This window comes from Ruegeria sp. HKCCD7628 (assembly GCF_057221005.1).
Map to the genome: position 1 here is coordinate 1 of NZ_JBWVBA010000008.1, position 15,909 is coordinate 15,909.

The 15,909-nt window shown below is 59.7% G+C and carries 13 protein-coding genes; 6 read left to right on the forward strand and 7 right to left on the reverse strand.

Annotated features, from left to right (window positions below):
* Window positions 1-322: 322 nt before the first annotated feature.
* Both katG and AC2TAD_RS15720 read right to left on the reverse strand, forming a co-directional pair.
* Entirely contained in the window at window positions 323-2,524 is a 2,202-nt protein-coding gene (gene katG, locus AC2TAD_RS15715) for a catalase/peroxidase HPI (RefSeq protein WP_480868783.1), read from the reverse strand.
* Window positions 2,525-2,763: 239 nt separating this feature from the next.
* On the reverse strand, window positions 2,764-3,609 hold the full coding sequence (locus AC2TAD_RS15720; protein ID WP_480869031.1) for an SDR family oxidoreductase: 846 nt from the start codon (window positions 3,607-3,609) through the stop codon (window positions 2,764-2,766).
* 90 nt (window positions 3,610-3,699) lie between these two features.
* Between AC2TAD_RS15720 and AC2TAD_RS15725 the strand changes: the two genes are divergently transcribed.
* On the forward strand, window positions 3,700-4,332 hold the full coding sequence (locus tag AC2TAD_RS15725; protein WP_480868785.1) for a class I SAM-dependent DNA methyltransferase: 633 nt from the start codon (window positions 3,700-3,702) through the stop codon (window positions 4,330-4,332).
* Here the strand turns inward: AC2TAD_RS15725 and AC2TAD_RS15730 are convergent.
* From AC2TAD_RS15730 to AC2TAD_RS15740, 3 genes are read right to left on the reverse strand one after another with little or no spacing between them, the layout of a single operon-like run.
* Window positions 4,329-5,108 carry a carnitinyl-CoA dehydratase gene (locus AC2TAD_RS15730; protein WP_480868787.1) on the reverse strand — a complete coding sequence of 260 codons (780 nt, stop codon included), beginning with the start codon at window positions 5,106-5,108 and terminating at the stop codon, window positions 4,329-4,331. The genes AC2TAD_RS15725 and AC2TAD_RS15730 overlap by 4 nt on opposite strands.
* Entirely contained in the window at window positions 5,105-7,117 is a 2,013-nt protein-coding gene (locus tag AC2TAD_RS15735; protein WP_480868789.1) for an acetate--CoA ligase family protein, read from the reverse strand. The genes AC2TAD_RS15730 and AC2TAD_RS15735 overlap by 4 nt, the downstream gene beginning before the upstream one ends.
* A complete protein-coding gene (locus AC2TAD_RS15740) occupies window positions 7,114-8,274 on the reverse strand; it encodes an acyl-CoA dehydrogenase family protein (RefSeq protein WP_480869032.1) in 1,161 nt (386 codons plus the stop codon). Before AC2TAD_RS15740 ends, AC2TAD_RS15735 begins: the two co-directional genes overlap by 4 nt.
* Before the next feature lie 77 nt (window positions 8,275-8,351).
* Between AC2TAD_RS15740 and AC2TAD_RS15745 the strand changes: the two genes are divergently transcribed.
* A complete protein-coding gene (locus tag AC2TAD_RS15745; RefSeq protein ID WP_480868791.1) occupies window positions 8,352-9,293 on the forward strand; it encodes a GlxA family transcriptional regulator in 942 nt (313 codons plus the stop codon).
* Here AC2TAD_RS15745 and AC2TAD_RS15750 read toward each other — a convergent pair.
* The gene (locus AC2TAD_RS15750; protein ID WP_480868793.1) at window positions 9,290-10,279 is read right to left on the reverse strand and encodes a sterol desaturase family protein; all 990 of its coding nucleotides are present in this window, start codon (window positions 10,277-10,279) and stop codon (window positions 9,290-9,292) included. The genes AC2TAD_RS15745 and AC2TAD_RS15750 overlap by 4 nt on opposite strands.
* 11 nt (window positions 10,280-10,290) lie before the next feature.
* Entirely contained in the window at window positions 10,291-11,046 is a 756-nt protein-coding gene (locus AC2TAD_RS15755) for a class II aldolase and adducin N-terminal domain-containing protein (RefSeq protein WP_480868795.1), read from the reverse strand.
* A gap of 109 nt (window positions 11,047-11,155) precedes the next feature.
* On the opposite strand from AC2TAD_RS15755, the gene AC2TAD_RS15760 reads away from it, so the two are divergent.
* The 4 genes from AC2TAD_RS15760 to AC2TAD_RS15775 all read left to right on the forward strand — a co-directional run bounded on the left by AC2TAD_RS15760 (window position 11,156) and on the right by AC2TAD_RS15775 (window position 15,851).
* Complete coding sequence (locus AC2TAD_RS15760) at window positions 11,156-12,031, forward strand: LysR family transcriptional regulator (RefSeq protein ID WP_170771530.1); 876 nt, start codon at window positions 11,156-11,158, stop codon at window positions 12,029-12,031.
* Window positions 12,032-12,170: 139 nt separating this feature from the next.
* Window positions 12,171-13,973, forward strand: coding sequence for an adenine deaminase (ade, locus tag AC2TAD_RS15765; protein ID WP_480868797.1), 1,803 nt, complete (start codon window positions 12,171-12,173; stop codon window positions 13,971-13,973).
* Window positions 13,970-15,433, forward strand: a complete 1,464-nt coding sequence (locus AC2TAD_RS15770; RefSeq protein ID WP_480868799.1) for an AMP nucleosidase — start codon at window positions 13,970-13,972, stop codon at window positions 15,431-15,433. Before ade ends, AC2TAD_RS15770 begins: the two co-directional genes overlap by 4 nt.
* A 130-nt stretch (window positions 15,434-15,563) precedes the next feature.
* The gene (locus tag AC2TAD_RS15775; protein WP_039533371.1) at window positions 15,564-15,851 is read left to right on the forward strand and encodes an HU family DNA-binding protein; all 288 of its coding nucleotides are present in this window, start codon (window positions 15,564-15,566) and stop codon (window positions 15,849-15,851) included.
* Window positions 15,852-15,909: the final 58 nt, after the last annotated feature.

Consider the following 15,909-nt stretch of genomic DNA (forward strand, 5'->3'; position numbering starts at 1 on the left):
CCGTCAGCACCGTCTCCAGCGCCCCAGCACCGCCTCAGCAGCGCCGGTGAAGGGGTATTTACGGATTAGGTCTGGGACCTGCAACCCCCATTTTGAAAAAACTTTACATTTCTCAGAAGAAACTTCCTGACCTTAATAAAAACAATAAGTTACCTTCACAAACAGGATCAAAAACCCGTCCATGGACGCGTCTTAATCCTGTAGCACGATCGCTTTCTGTGGAATCGTACCCAATGCTTGGTACGCCTGCTGGATCCAGCCAAAAGAAACGCCGCCCGAGTTCCCTCGCGCGGCGTCGTTTTGTGAGTGGTGGTAGTCTTAATTATTTCAGGTCGAACCGGTCCGCATTCATCACCTTGGTCCAAGCGGACACAAAGTCGGCGGTGAACTTGGCTTCGGCCCCGGACTGGCCATAGACCTCGGCCAGCGCCCGCAGTTGCGAGTTCGAGCCAAAGACCAGATCAACACGGGTGCCGGTCCACTTGACCTCACCGCTGGCGCGGTCGCGGCCCTCATAGACGCCCTTGCCTGCGAGTTTCCATTCGGTGCTCATGTCCAGCAAGTTGGTGAAGAAGTCGGTGCTGAGAGTACCGACTCGATCCGTGAACACGCCGTGCTTGGTATCGCCGAAATTGGCACCCATCACACGCAGGCCACCGACAAGTGCTGTCATCTCGGGCGCGGACAGGGTCAGCAGCTGGGCTTTGTCGACCAGCAGCTCTTCGGGTGAAACGGTATAGTCACCTTTCTGGTAGTTGCGGAAGCCATCAGCGATGGGCTCCATCACAGCAAAGCTATCGACATCAGTCTGGTCCTGCGACGCATCAGTGCGGCCCGGAGTAAACGGAACCTCGACATCCTGACCGCCAGCCTTGGCCGCCTGTTCGATACCTACGGCACCGGCCAGAACGATCACATCCGCCAGCGAGACCTTTTTACCGCCCGACTGCGCTTCGTTGAACGCAGCCTGTACGCCTTCCAACGCATCAAGCGCCTTGGATAATTTCATCGGCTCGTTCACATCCCAGTCTTTCTGGGGGGCAAGGCGGATACGGGCACCATTGGCACCACCGCGCTTGTCCGACCCGCGGAAGGTCGAGGCCGAAGCCCAAGCGGTCGATACCAGTTCCGACACCGACAGGCCGGTTGCCGCGATCTTGGCTTTCAGGTCGGCTACGTCCGCGTCATCCACCAGATCGTGATCCACAGCGGGGACGTTGTCCTGCCAGATCAGCTCTTCGGTCGGGGCCTCTTCACCGATATAGGCCGAGCGGGGGCCCATATCGCGGTGGGTCAGCTTGAACCATGCGCGAGCAAAGGCATCGGCGAACTCTTCCGGGTTTTCGTGGAAGCGTTTCGAAATCGGGCCATAGATCGGGTCCATGCGCATCGCCATATCGGCGGTGGTCATCATGGTTTTGACCTTTTTCGACGGATCGTGCGCCTGCGGGGCCATGTCTTCTTCTTTGACGTTCACCGGCTCCCAGATCCACGCGCCCGAGGGGCTTTTGGTCAGGTTCCAGTCATAGCCGAACAGCAGGTCGAAATAGCCGTTGTCCCACTTAGTGGGGTTGGCCGTCCACGCGCCCTCGATCCCCGAGGTGGTGGTGTCGTCACCCTTGCCCGAGCCAAACTTGTTAATCCAGCCAAAGCCCATCTCTTCAATCGGAGCGGCCTCTGGATCGGGACCGACCAGATCGGGTTCACCCGCACCATGGGCCTTACCAAAGGTGTGGCCACCTGCGACCAGAGCGACTGTTTCCTCGTCATTCATCGCCATACGACCGAAGGTGTCGCGGATATCACGGCCCGAGGCCAGCGCGTCGGGCTGTCCGTCCGGACCTTCTGGGTTCACGTAGATCAGACCCATCTGCACGGCGGCCAGTGGGTTTTCCAGATCCCGCTCGCCCGAGTAACGGCTATGCGGGTTGTCCGTTGGGGCCAGCCATTCGGTTTCCGAACCCCAATAGATGTCCTCCTCTGGGGCCCAGATGTCTTCGCGACCACCGGCGAAACCGAAGGTCTTGCCGCCCATCGACTCGATGGCGCAGTTACCCGCCAGAATCATCAGGTCGGCCCAGGAAATCTGGTTGCCGTATTTCTGCTTGATCGGCCACAGCAGACGACGCGCTTTATCGAGGTTGCCGTTGTCTGGCCAGCTGTTCAGCGGCGCAAACCGCTGGTTCCCGGTCGAGGCCCCACCACGGCCATCTGCCGTTCGGTAGGTGCCCGCGCTGTGCCACGCCATACGGATGAAGAACCCGCCGTAATGGCCATAGTCCGCAGGCCACCAGTCCTGCGAATCCGTCATCAGCGCATAGAGGTCTTCCTTCAGCGCCTTCATGTCCAGAGCCTTGAACGCTTCGGCGTAATCGAAATCCGCATCCATCGGATTCGAGGCCGGTCCGTGCTGATGCAGGATCGACAGGTTCAGCTGGTTCGGCCACCAGTCCCGGTTAGACCGGGTTCCTGCGCCGTGCATGACAGGGCATCCGCCTGCTTTGGGGTTATCACTTCCGTCCATGTCGATCTCCATTCCTGGCAAAATTCCGGCGCTGTGGCGCCGCTAAAAACTCGGTCGGTCAAGAACACATATAGATGACACTTTTATCCATCCTACAGGCGCCGCGAAAATTCGCGCAGGCAGCAGGGCGGGCAACAGCGACTCTCGGGTCTTGTCGACGCCACTCCTAGCAAATTCAAGCTATGCTAAAAAGTTTTGTTTTCGGATGATTGTGATAACTAAAAATTATCATAAAAAGATCATCCGTCTCGCGTTAACGAGTCCAAGCCAACCCGGTAATCAGGATACAGAAGCTTCACGCCCAGTTCATCCTTGATCCGGTCGTTCCTGACGCGCTTGTTCTCATTGTAGAAGCTACGCGCCATGGGGGTTAGTTCCGCCTCATCAAACGGGACCGCGGGTGGTAGAGGCAGCCCCTGCAATTCCGCCGCATAGGCAATTACGTCTTGTGGAGGGACCGGCTCATCATCGCAGACGTTATATATGGCGCCCGGATTGGGCGCAGACATGGACGCAGCAAGAACCTGCGCAATGTCGGCCACATGAATGCGAGAGAATACTTGACCCGGCTTGATGATCCGCCGCATCCCAACGCGTTTCAGTTTGGAAAATGGACCGCGTCCGGGGCCGTAAATGCCGGCCAACCGAAAGATATGGGTCGGCAGGTTCGGAATACCCAACCATTGCTGCTCGGCTTGAACCCGCCATTTGCCGCGTTGGGCCGTGGGCGTCACAGGAGTTGATTCATCCACCCACGCACCTTGATGATCACCGTAAACGGCGGTTGTGGACAAGTACCCAACCCACTTGAACTGTGCAGCCCGTGCCATGATTTCGTCTTGCAGCGCTGCCAGAACCGGATCGCCATCAGCATTGGGTGCCGTTGAGATCAGCAGATGCGTCACCCCGTCCAGATTGACCTGCTGTCCCGGCCAGACAACTGGTTCCGCCCCAGATGCCCGTAAAGCCGGTGATTGCGCCGGATCCCGCGTGGTTCCGATAGCCCGCCATCCATTGGGCGACAGCAGTCGCGTCAACTCCTGCGCGGAATAGCCATGACCAAACGAAAATAGAGTACCTGTCATGCCGCCATTGATGATCCGCAAATCCACCGGATGCAAGCGGGGTCGACGGGATACTTGATTCGAATCTCTCAATGCGCCTTTCTTTTAGGCATGAGTGACAAAACCCCCGATCTGCACACGGCTTATGCGCTAGAAACACCCGAAGATAACCGACGGCTATATGCCGAATGGGCCGGGGACTATGACGAAGGCTTTGCCACCCGAGAGGATTACCAGCTGCATATCCGCACCGCCCGCGCGTTTGTAGGCGCAGGAGGTCAGGGTCCGGTGCTGGATGTCGGAGCCGGAACAGGATTGTGCGGAGCCGTTCTTGCAGGTTTGGGTGTCGGACCTATCGACGCCACCGATATCAGCGCCGAGATGCTGGATCAGGCCATGCGCAAGGATATCTACCGCGACGCGATAGAAGCTGACCTGAACGAGGGTATCCCGGTTCCGCGCGAAAACTACTCGGGCGTCGTGTCGTCAGGCACCTTCACCCATGGCCATCTGGGCCCCGAGGCTTTGATGCCCTTGCTGCGCGTCGCCCGCCCCGGAGCGCAATTCGCCCTGTCGATCAACGCGCAGCACTATAAAAAACTGGGGTTTGCCGAAGCTCTGCACAAACTGGCACAGGGCCAGATTAGGAATCTCGCCCTACCCGAGGTTCGAATCTACGGCGAACTTGCCAACGGCCCAAACAAGGACGATACGGCTTTGATCGCCCTGTTCGAACGAGTTTAGCGCCCCTTCCAGACCGGATCGCGTTTTTCAGCAAAGGCGCGAGCACCTTCCAGATTGTCCTCGGACCCGTACAGAGTATCCACGGTCGGCAACTGCCGCCGTGTGATCCGGTTCATGGCGTCCTGAAACTTGGAGTCTTCAGCCTCGCGCACAATCTCTTTGATCGCGGCATAGACCAGAGGCGGCCCGCTGGCCAGCAAACGCGCCAGTTCCCATGCGCGGTCCATCAGCTGATCGCCGGGCACGATTTCGTTGACCAGACCCCAGTTCTTGGCCTCATCCGGGGTGAACCAGCGGCCCGTCAGTAATAATTCCATCGCGATGTGATAGGGGATGCGCTTGGGCAGTTTGACACTGGCCGCATCCGCAACGGTGCCGGATCGGATTTCGGGCAGGGCGAAGCTGGCGTGATCTGCGGCGATGATCATGTCCGCGCTCAGCGCCAGTTCCAGCCCGCCACCGCAGGCGATACCGTTCACGGCGGCAATCACCGGCTTGTTCATATCGCGCAGCTCTTGCAACCCGCCGAAGCCGCCCACACCATAATCGCCATCCACTGCGTCGCCATCCGCCGCAGCCTTCAGATCCCAGCCGGGGCAAAAGAACTTGTCGCCGCCGCCGGTGATGATCACCACGCGCAGGTCCGGGTCATCGCGGAAATCCCGAAACACCTCGCCCATAACGCGGCTGGTGGCCAGATCAATCGCATTGGCTTTGGGACGGTCCAGAGTGACCTGCAATATCGCGCCGTCGCGCTGGGTTTTGACCGGGTTCATGTGCGTGCCTTTCGGATCAGTGCATCCACCGCCACGGCCCCTTTAGGCCCGCAGATAAGCGGATTGATTTCAACTTCGCTGACATGGGTTGCGTTGGCAATAACATAGGCCTGCACGGCCTCGACCGTATCCAGGATCGCGCCCATATCTGCGGCGGGCTTGCCGCGATAGCCAGCCAACAACGGCGCACAGGCCAGCTCGCCCAGCGCCTTTTCAACTACATTCCGAGGCGACGGGATCAGCAGAGACACCGAGTCCCGTAGGATTTCCGTCAACACCCCGCCAGCGCCTAAGGTCAGAACATAACCATGGGCCGGATCGCAGGTGACACCGATTAGCAACTCGGCAACGCCTTCGGGCGCCATTTCCTCGATCAGAACTTCATGGGTGCCGATATGGGCCGCGACGGCCGGCAAATCGCCCGCGCTTACCCCTAACTGAACCGCCCCGTGATCCGACTTATGGGCCAGTCCAACGCCCTTGACGGCGAAAGGACCGGTCAAGTCACCCGCACAGGCGGCATCGGCCTGAATCACCAACCTTTTCGGAGTGGACACACCGAAGGCTGCAAGCTGGTCCTTGGCCTCCGCCTCGGTCAGCGTAACGTTTGGATTGGCAGTACTGGGAAGGACCACCGGATCAGAGTCCTGACCTGCAGGGCGCGCCGCCGCTTCGACAGCCGACAGTGCCTCATGCAGCCCGGCGAAGGGAATAACCCCGCCATCCATCAGTCGCTGCGCGACGTGCTCGGGCATCAACTCGGGCAGAGTCGCCGTTACTGCAAAGGGCCGCCCGGTTTGTGCCACGCAATTCAACGCGGCCTGCGTCGCACAGGTCCAATCGGTTTGATCAGTGTGCGGATAGTCCACAATGGCCATAGTCAGTGCCTGTTCCGGCCCCATCATCGCAGACCACGCGCGCGTCATCGCCTGCGTGTCGCGCCAGATATAGGTGTGGTAGTCCAGCGGATTCGCCAGCGCCACCATCGGCCCCAAAGCCGCGCGCAGATCGGTGCGTTGCGTATCCGTCAGAGGCGGAAAGTGCAGATCGCGACCCTCAGCCATATCAGCGGCCAAACTGGCCTCGCCCCCCGAGCAGCTGATCGTACCAAGCCCGTTGCTGTCCAGACGCCCGGTTACATGCAACAGCTTGAGGCATTCCAGAAAGCTGGGGATGTCATCCAAGCGGGCAATCCCCAACCGATCCAGAAACGCCTGCGCACCCGCGTCTTGACCCGCCAGCGAGGCCGTATGCGAAATCGTTGCCGCCTGGGCATGGACCGACCGTCCCATCTTCAGCGCGACAATCGGGACACCGCACTGACGAGCCTTTTTAGCCAGCGCCTCCCATTTGCGCAGATCGCCAAACCCTTCGATATGCACGCCGATGGCCGTAATGCGGTCGTCATCCAACAACGCCGAGGCAATCTGGGCTTGATGCGTCTGCGCCTGGTTCCCACAGGTCAGCATGAAGGCCAACGGCAAAGCGCGGCGCTGCATGGTCATGTTGATGGCAATGTTCGAGCTTTGCGTCAGGATCGCGACTCCGCGATCCACAGGTCGCATGCCGTGCTGATCGGGCCATACGGCCACGCGATCCAAACCGTTAATGAAGCCATAACAATTCGGACCCAATATTGGCATCTCACCGGCGGCGGCGATCAGTTGATCCTGCAAGCCCGCGCCTGATTGGTCTTCGGCCTGAGCCTCGGTAAAACCCGAGGCAAAACAGACCGCGCCGCCCGCACCCATCGCGGACAGAACCGCAACCGCCTCGACGGTTGCGTGGCGGTTGATACCGATAAATGCCATGTCAGGTGCAGAGGGTAAATTTTCGAGCGTTGGGAACGCCCGCTCCCCAGCAACTTCGACCGCTTTAGGATGAACCGGCCAAATCTCGCCCTTGAACCCGAACTTGCGCGCCTGTTCGATGACTGCCGCACACCACGCGCCTCCGCCGATCACGGCGATAGTTTTAGGGTTCAGCGCTCGGGCCAGCGCTGTCGTCATGCGCCCAGCGCCCGCAGCAGATCGCGGCTGATGATGTGGCGCTGAATCTCGCTGGTTCCGTCCCAGATGCGTTCGACACGCGCGTCACGCCAGAATCGCTCCAGCGGGTAGTCGTCCATCAGACCCATCCCGCCATGCACCTGAATCGCCGCATCTGTCACCCGGGCCAGCATTTCCGAGGCGTACAATTTGGCCGAGGCGATCTCACGGTTGGCGGGCAGCCCCTTGTCCAGACGATCGGCGGCAGCAAGGGTCAGCAGATCGGCGGCATCAATCTCGGTGATCATGTCTGCAATCTGGAATGAGACGCCCTGAAACTTGCCGATCTTCTGGCCGAATTGCTCACGCGTGGCGGCATAGTCCAGCGCATAGTCGAACGCTCGGCGCGCGCGACCGACCGACATGGCGGCAACGGTGATCCGGGTGGCATAGAGCCAAGTGTTCATCACCTGAAACCCGCCATCGACCTCGCCCAGAACCTGCGCATCCGGCAGGCGGCAATCGTCGAAGTCCAGCACCATGTTCTTGTAGCCGCGATGGCTGACCGACTTGTACCCATCCCGGATTGTGAAGCCGGGGGTGCCGCGATCGACCAGAAAGGCAGTGATGCGTTTCTTGGGGCCTTTCGGTGTCTGATCTTCACCGGTTGCGATGAAGACGATGATAAAGTCTGCATGTTCCGCGCCCGAGATGAAGTGCTTGGTGCCATTGACCACCCAGTCGCCCCCATCTCGCACGGCAGCGCATTTCATCCCCCGCACGTCCGAACCCGCACCCGGTTCAGTCATCGCCAGCGCGTCCATCTTTTCACCCCGGACGGCCGGCATCAGGTAACGGTCGACCTGATCGCCTTCGCATGCCATCAGAATGTTCTGAGGCCGCCCGAAGAAATGGTTCAACGCCATCGATCCCCGGCCCAACTCGCGTTCGACCAGCGCAAATTCCAGATGGTTTAGCCCGGCACAGCCGACGCTTTCCGGGAAGTTGCAAGCGTAAAAACCCAACTCGATCGTCTTGCGCTTGATCTCGGCGGCGATCTCGTGTGGGACTTCGCCGGTCCGCTCGACCAACTCTTCGTGCGGGTAGATTTCGTTTTCGACAAAGTTGCGAACGGTCGCGGCGATCATCTCTTGTTCGTCGGACAGGCCATATTGCATCTGGGGTCTCCACATCTGGGGTTGCGGATATCCTGACGTGGCTTGCCAATCTGAATATGCAAAAATAGACCTAAATCATGCAAAAATGGATCAAATCCCCCGCTGCGCCGCAGCAATTCGGAGTGCTTCTGTTCGACGGCTTTTCCAACCACTGCCTTGCGAATGCGGTCGAACCCTTGCGGGCGGCGAATTCCATCGCGGGGCGCAAGCTGTATGACTGGCAATTTCTGTCACTAGATCGTGCGCCCGTCACGTCATCTTCGGGGCTCCAAGTCGCACCACATGACATCTTGCAGAATGCACGGGGCGATACGTTGCTCGTCATGCCCTCTTACGGGTTTCGCGCCCATGGCGGGTGGCGGACGCTGGCGGGGTTGCGATCCGCAGCGGGGCGTTACAGTGCGCTGGCCGGGCTGGACACAGGAAGCTGGTTGTTGGCGCTGGCCGGATTACTGGACGGGCACCGTGCGACGATCCACTGGGAAGAATTGGGCAGTTTTACCGAGCGGTTCCCCGAGATAGACGCACAGCGCGAACGCTACGTGATCGACGGCGACCGCATTACCTGTTCTGGCGCGATGGCGGCGTTTGATCTGGTGCTGCACCTGATTGGGCGAGACCACGGGCAGGCTTTGGCGCTGGAGGTTGCGCAGCTTTTCATGACCCGCGATTCCGCCAGGTCTCATTCGGGCGGGGCGGGTGCGACCAGCAGCTATGTGAACAAGGCGCTGGCGCTGATGCAGGAACACCTGGAAACGCCCTTGCCCATCCCCGAGATCGCCCGCCGGGTTGGACGATCGCAAAAGGCACTGGCGGCCCGAATGCAAACCGAACTGGGCGCAGGCCCCGCACAGGTCTATCGCCGCCTGCGCCTGAACCTGGCCCGGAAACTGGCAGCCGAGACCGACCTGACCATCGCCGAGATCGCCCTGCGCGCAGGCTATGACGACCCCAGCGCCCTGACCCGAGCCTTTCGGACCGAGTTCGGGACCACCCCGCGCGCAATGCGATCCGGTTAGGTATACATCTGCTTTTTATAGGCCCGCGTCCGCGTCGTCGCCTCGGCAGACCCATCGTGATAGGTGCCAAACCACTTGTCGAAGGGGATCTCCGAGGTGCCATAGTTGCACTCGAAATACCGGTGATGAAGCTGGTGAAAAAAGTCCCCCGCACGGGCCGCTTCAGTTTCTCCGGCTTTCAGCTTTTCAAACCCTGAATGGGACAGAACCGGGCTGATCTGCTGGAAAAACGTGTGAAACAGAAGATGCAGAGGGTGGGACGGCACGATCAGATGAATGAAATAGGTCGTGAAATACAGCAGGTTTTCATACCAATGGTTCGATATCCCCGACCACGGGCCGATATTGACGTTGCGATGATGCACGGCGTGGACGTGTTTATAGAGCTTTGGGTGATGCTCCAGCCGATGCACCCAATAGAAATGCAAGCCAGACCACATCGGGATGAACAACATCCAGACGATAAACCAAATCGGCGCGCTGGCCCAAGTGACTGTCGGCACATATCCGTTGGCCATCGCCCAATAGATCACCCATTGATACACGGTCGCCACGGTCATGGCGCTGCCCAGCGTCCACCAGATATTGTCCCAGACCTGATTGCAGAAGGTGAAATTGCCGTTGTCTCGCGTCAGGTCGCGGCGGTCGAACTTTTTGTACATGCCCTGCCCCTTGCGCATGTAAAGCCACCAATGCAGCCCGCCCGCCACCAAGATCTGAGGCACCATGTTCAGCATCCAAATGCGGAACATCCACCCCGGAGCAAAGCTCTTCATTGACTCTAAACCAGGGAAAAATACGGCATAGGCAATGACCGCCAGCCCCATACACAGGGTCAGTGAGGTAATCTGCAACCACGCCCCGCTGTACCACTTCAACACGGAGGCGGGGCGCGGAGGCCATGCGAACAGCGGGTTCAAACCCACAGGACCTTCGGGGTGATAGTGCCAGCGGGCGGCTTCGGGGTCTTGTGCAGAATCAGTCATGGCAATTGCCTTTAGCTGGCGTAATCCGAACCCTCTGCATCCAGCAGAGCCTTGATTTCCCGCAGATGCGCCTCGGCCTGATCGGGGTAGTCGTCCAGTTCCTGCGCGGTCTTTTCCGCAATCTCATCGGACAAGACACGCAGGGGCTGGCCGGTTTGCAAAGCGCGGATATATGTCTCGGCCGCGCGTTCGAAGTAATAGAGGCGGTTGAACGTATCGGCCGGGTCGCTGCCAGTCACCAGCACGCCATGGTTGCCCATGATCATGACCTTCTTCTTCGGGTCCGACAGCATCGCGGCGCAACGCTCACCTTCGCTTTCGAAGGCCAGCCCGCCGAATTCCTGGTCCACCACATAGCGGTTGTAGAAGGTGGCAGTGTTCTGGTCGATCGGCGGTAGGCTGCTATCGGCCAACGAGGCCAGAACGGTTGCAAAGATCGAATGCACATGCATCACACAGCGCGCATGCGGGCAATGGCGGTGGATCGAGCCATGCAAGCCCCAAGCGGTCGGGTCGGGCGCGCCCGGCTGATCCATCACATCGGGATCATTGGCATCCAGCAGCAACAGATTCGACGCCTTGATCCGTGCGAAATGCATCTGATTGGCGTTCATCAGGAACTGCGTTCCGTCCTCGTTGACGGCTAAACTGAAGTGGTTGGCCACGGACTCGTGCATGTTCAGGCGTTCAGTCCAGCGGAAGGTGGCAGCCAGGTCGACCCGCTCGGGCCAGTAGTCGATATTGGGACGCAATTCGGTGACGGTCATGGCGGGCTCCTCCATCTGGTTTCTCAAGAAGGTGGCGACGCAAGGCAGATTTGACCAACGAAAAATTCTCACCTATTCCATAAGCTGAACTAATGGTGAGATTATGCCAATGCAGACATCGCTTCCTCCGCTGGGTTGGCTGCGTACGTTCGAGGCCGCCGCGCGACACTTGTCGTTCACCGGTGCGGCGCGTGATCTGAACATGACGCAAAGCGCGGTCAGTCAGCAGATAAAATCGCTTGAGGGTTATCTGGGCCAACCTCTGTTTCTGCGCCGTCCTCGCGCGCTAGAGCTGACCGAGGCCGGAATCACCTATCTGCCCGTGGTGCGTGAGGCGTTTCGCACGCTGGTGCGTGGCACGCAGGCCGTCACCGGCGCGCAGCAGAACGCGGTTCAGGTTCAAAGCAACATCACTTTTGCCGTGAACTGGTTGGGACCGCGCCTGCCCCGGTTCCGGGCTGCGCACCCGGATGTGCAATTGAACATCTTCACCGAACTCTGGGAGCCGCGCGAAATGGCCGAGGGCGCTGCGGTCGAAATCCGCTATTCCCTGCGCCCGTCCGACACGGTGCGCACCGAGTTACTGCGCACCGATCACTATTACCCGGTCTGCGCGCCGGGCTATGAAGTGCGGCTGGAAGATATTCAGGAACAACCCCTGTTTGATTGCTCTAACCTGTTGTCGAATTGGCAGAATTGGATCACGGAACAGGGTCTAAATTGGGAAAATTCACCCATAACCTATTCAACAACCTATCTGGTTAGCCTGTCTGTTGCGATGGCCGGGGGTGGGTATTGCCTGACCCATGACACCATAGCTCGCGACCTGATCGAGCGCGGACAACTGGTGGCTCCGTTTGAGTATCGTGCGGAGATGCCCGAGGCTTATTACCTGCTACTGTCGCCTCAGGCCGAGGAAACGCCGGGTGCCGTCCTGTTCGCCGATTGGGTAAGGCGGGAAATTGCCCGCGATCTGGCGGGGTAGGCGCTCCCGCCCATCGTCAGGGGCGCTTTCGCGCCCCCTCCTTTGGTTGGGCCGGGCAGCGCTGACGCGCTGCGTGACGGTTTGATGATAGATGTTCGGCAGGGGTTGCACCTTCGGACACATTCAGAAAAGTTGAGCCATGGAATATACGCCTTTCCCAAGTTGGCCCGATACCGCCCCCCGATTGATCGCTGTTGCCGCTGGACGTGATCCAGCCGACATGGTCGTGCGCGGCGGGATCTGGGTGAACGTACACACGCGCGAAGCGCTGCCGGATCATGACATCGCGATCGCAGACGGGCGCATCGCCTATGTGGGACTGGATGCCTCGCATTGCATCGGCCCAAAGACGCAGATCATCGAGGCCAATGGGCGCTATATGCTGCCCGGTCTGTGCGACGCGCATATGCATATCGAATCAGGGATGCTGACCCCGGCGGAGTTTGCCCGCGCGGTCATTCCTCATGGCACGACGTCGATGTTCACCGACCCGCATGAGATTGCCAATGTGCTGGGACTGGACGGCGTGCGCATGATGCATGACGAGGCGTTGATGCAACCGGTTAACATCTTCACCCAGATGCCGTCCTGCGCGCCGTCGGCCCCAGGGCTTGAAACAACGGGCTATGAAATCACCCCCGAGGACGTGGCCGAGGCGATGAACTGGCCCGGCATCATCGGATTGGGTGAGATGATGAATTTCCCCGGTGTGATCCACGGCGACCGCAAGATGCTGGCCGAGATCGCGGCGACTCAGAATGCGGGCAAAACCGTGGGAGGACACTATGCATCACCCGATTTAGGGCCTGATTTTGCGGCTTATGTTGCCGGCGGCCCCGCTGACGACCACGAGGGAACTTGCGAAGCCGACGCCATAGCTCGGGTGCGGCAGGGGATGCGGTCGATGATGCGGCTGGGCTCGGCCTGGTATGACGTGGAAAGCCAGATCACGGCGGTGACCGAGAAAGGGTTAGACCCGCGCGGCTTTATTCTGTGCACGGATGATTGCCACTCGGGTACATTGGTGAATGAGGGGCATATGAACCGCGTGGTGCGCCACGCGATTGCCTGCGGATGTGACCCGCTGATCGCACTGCAAATGGCGACGATCAACACAGCCACCCATTTCGGGCTGGAACGCGAGATCGGGTCGATCACACCGGGCAGGCGGGCGGATGTTATCCTCAGTTCTGATTTGCGCGAGCTTCCAATTGAGGTGGCGATCGCCCGCGGCCAGATCGTCGCCGAAAATGGCGCGATCACCGTGGACTGCCCGCATCTGAACTGGCCGGACAGCGCGCGCAATACGGTGCATCTGGGCCATGTGCTGGCTGATACCGATTTTGAAATCAAAGCCCCCGAGGGTGCCAACCGCGTGCGGGCCAATGTGATCGGCGTGGTGGAGAATCAGGCCCCGACCAAGGCGCTGAAGGCAGAATTGCCGATCATCGGCGGGCTGGTCGAGGGCGAAGGCGACGTCTGCCAGATTGCGCTGGTCGAACGGCACCGCGCAACCGGAGGGGTCACGAACGCCTTTGTCTCGGGCTTTGGGTATCAAGGGCGCATGGCCATGGCCTCGACCGTAGCGCATGACAGCCACCATATGATCGTGGTCGGCACCGACCGCGAACAGATGGCGCTGGCGGCGAACCGGCTGGCCGAGGTGGGCGGAGGTATCACCCTTTTCCGCGACGGCGAGGAACTGGCGATGGTGGAACTGCCCATCGCTGGCCTGATGTCCGACAGTCCCGCCGCCGATGTGGCCGCCAAGGCGGACCGGATGGTTCAGGCGATGCAGGACTGCGGCTGTCAGTTGAACAACGCCTATATGCAGCACTCGCTGCTGGCCCTTGTCGTGATCCCCGAACTGCGGATTTCCGACCTTGGGCTGGTGGATGTGCGGACATTTGAAAAGATCGACCTTTTGGAACCCCTCGCATGACAATAATAAGAACACCCGACGTCCCAAACCCTGAGAAATTCACCGACCCTGCTGCAGCCGTGGCGCGCCTGGAAGAGCTCTACGAAAAGGCCACAAGTTTCCTGTGCGAAAACTTCGCCAAAGCGATGGAGGTAGGCACTCCGACTGAGCGTTTCAGAGCCTATTACCCCGAGATTCGCATCAAAACGACCTCATACGCGCATGTGGACAGCCGGCTGAGCTTTGGTCACGTCTCGGAACCCGGCACCCATGCCACGACGGTCACACGGCCCGATCTGTTCCGGGCCTATCTGACCCAACAAATTGCCCTGCTGATCAAAAACCACGACCAACCAGTGACGATTGGCGCCTCGGATACACCCATCCCGGTTCATTTCGCGGTGGCCAATAACCCCGACCTCGTGGTGCCGCATCAGGGCGCGGCGGGATTCACCTTGCGCGATGTGTTCGACGTGCCGGATCTGACGACCACCAATGACGATATCGTCAACGGGGTGCATGACCACGAAACCGAGATTGGCCCCTTGGCGCTGTTCACCGCCCAGCGTGTGGATTATTCGCTGGCCCGTCTGGCGCACTACACTGCCACCGATCCCAGCCACTTCCAAAACCATGTGCTGTTCACCAACTACCAGTTCTACGTGTCCGAGTTCGAGAACTACGCCCGCGAACAACTGGCCGACCCGGAAAGCGGCTATACCAGCTTTGTGTCAACCGGGAATGCGCAGATCACCTCGGCCGATGGCGTTTTGGAGCAGCCGCTGAAGCTGCCTCAGATGCCGACCTACCACCTGAAACGCGCCGATGGGTCGGGGATCACGTTGGTCAATATCGGGGTGGGGCCATCCAACGCAAAAACCGCGACCGACCATATCGCAGTTCTGCGACCACATGCGTGGCTGATGGTTGGCCATTGCGCCGGCTTGCGCAACACGCAGGCGCTGGGGGATTTCGTGCTGGCCCATGCCTATCTACGTGAAGACAAGGTGCTGGACGATGACCTGCCCGTCTGGGTGCCGATCCCGCCCTTGGCCGAAGTGCAGGTGGCGTTGGAACGCGCCGTGGCCGAAGTGACAGAACTGGACGGCTACGAGCTAAAGCGCGTCATGCGCACCGGCACCGTCGCCTCGGTCGACAACCGCAACTGGGAACTGCGCGACCAGTCCGGCCCGGTGCAGCGCCTCAGCCAGTCTCGCGCGATTGCGCTGGATATGGAAAGCGCCACGATCGCCGCCAATGGATATCGGTTCCGGGTGCCCTATGGCACTTTGCTCTGTGTCTCGGACAAACCGCTGCACGGGGAATTGAAGCTTCCGGGCATGGCCTCGGACTTCTATACCACACAGGTCAGCCGCCATTTGGCGATCGGAATTCGCGCGATGGAACACCTGCGAGGCATGCCGCTTGAGCGTCTGCACAGCCGGAAATTGCGTTCTTTTGACGAAACAGCCTTTCTCTGAAGCAAAAAAGCAACGTTTTCCCCCTATTTTTAGGGTTTTTCGCGCTACTATTCGTTGTGTTCGGCCACAATATCCCGTTACAGTTACGCGGTGAGGCCCAAGACATCGGGCACGTTAAGGAGACCAAGAAATGGCAAAGCCTATGACAAAGACTCAGCTGGTTGCTGCTCTCGCTGAGGAAATGGGGACTGACAAAAAAGCCGCGAACGCCGCGCTGGAGGCCATGACCGGCCTGATCACACGCGAAGTTTCGGCCGGCGGCGCAGTGACCCTGCCCGGCGTTGGCAAAATCTACTGCCGCGAACGCCCCGAGCGCATGGTGCGCAACCCCGCCACCGGCGAGCAGTTCAAGAAAGAGGCCGACAAGGTGGTTAAAATGACCATTGCGAAGGCACTGAAGGACAGCGTCAACGGCTGATCTCAGCTGTCGCAAACATACGATCAAGGGCCGCCGTTTGGGGGCCCTTTTTCTTGGG

Excerpts from the sequence above, each read along its gene's own strand:
- katG (WP_480868783.1), bottom strand. The coding sequence starts at position 2,524 with ATGGACGGAAGTGATAACCCCAAAGCAGGCGGATGCCCTGTCATGCAC.
- AC2TAD_RS15720 (WP_480869031.1), bottom strand. The coding sequence starts at position 3,609 with ATGACAGGTACTCTATTTTCGTTTGGTCATGGCTATTCCGCGCAGGAG.
- AC2TAD_RS15725 (WP_480868785.1), top strand. The coding sequence starts at position 3,700 with ATGAGTGACAAAACCCCCGATCTGCACACGGCTTATGCGCTAGAAACA.
- AC2TAD_RS15730 (WP_480868787.1), bottom strand. The coding sequence starts at position 5,108 with ATGAACCCGGTCAAAACCCAGCGCGACGGCGCGATATTGCAGGTCACT.
- AC2TAD_RS15735 (WP_480868789.1), bottom strand. The coding sequence starts at position 7,117 with ATGACGACAGCGCTGGCCCGAGCGCTGAACCCTAAAACTATCGCCGTG.
- AC2TAD_RS15740 (WP_480869032.1), bottom strand. The coding sequence starts at position 8,274 with ATGCAATATGGCCTGTCCGACGAACAAGAGATGATCGCCGCGACCGTT.
- AC2TAD_RS15745 (WP_480868791.1), top strand. The coding sequence starts at position 8,352 with ATGCAAAAATGGATCAAATCCCCCGCTGCGCCGCAGCAATTCGGAGTG.
- AC2TAD_RS15750 (WP_480868793.1), bottom strand. The coding sequence starts at position 10,279 with ATGACTGATTCTGCACAAGACCCCGAAGCCGCCCGCTGGCACTATCAC.
- AC2TAD_RS15755 (WP_480868795.1), bottom strand. The coding sequence starts at position 11,046 with ATGACCGTCACCGAATTGCGTCCCAATATCGACTACTGGCCCGAGCGG.
- AC2TAD_RS15760 (WP_170771530.1), top strand. The coding sequence starts at position 11,156 with ATGCAGACATCGCTTCCTCCGCTGGGTTGGCTGCGTACGTTCGAGGCC.
- ade (WP_480868797.1), top strand. The coding sequence starts at position 12,171 with ATGGAATATACGCCTTTCCCAAGTTGGCCCGATACCGCCCCCCGATTG.
- AC2TAD_RS15770 (WP_480868799.1), top strand. The coding sequence starts at position 13,970 with ATGACAATAATAAGAACACCCGACGTCCCAAACCCTGAGAAATTCACC.
- AC2TAD_RS15775 (WP_039533371.1), top strand. The coding sequence starts at position 15,564 with ATGGCAAAGCCTATGACAAAGACTCAGCTGGTTGCTGCTCTCGCTGAG.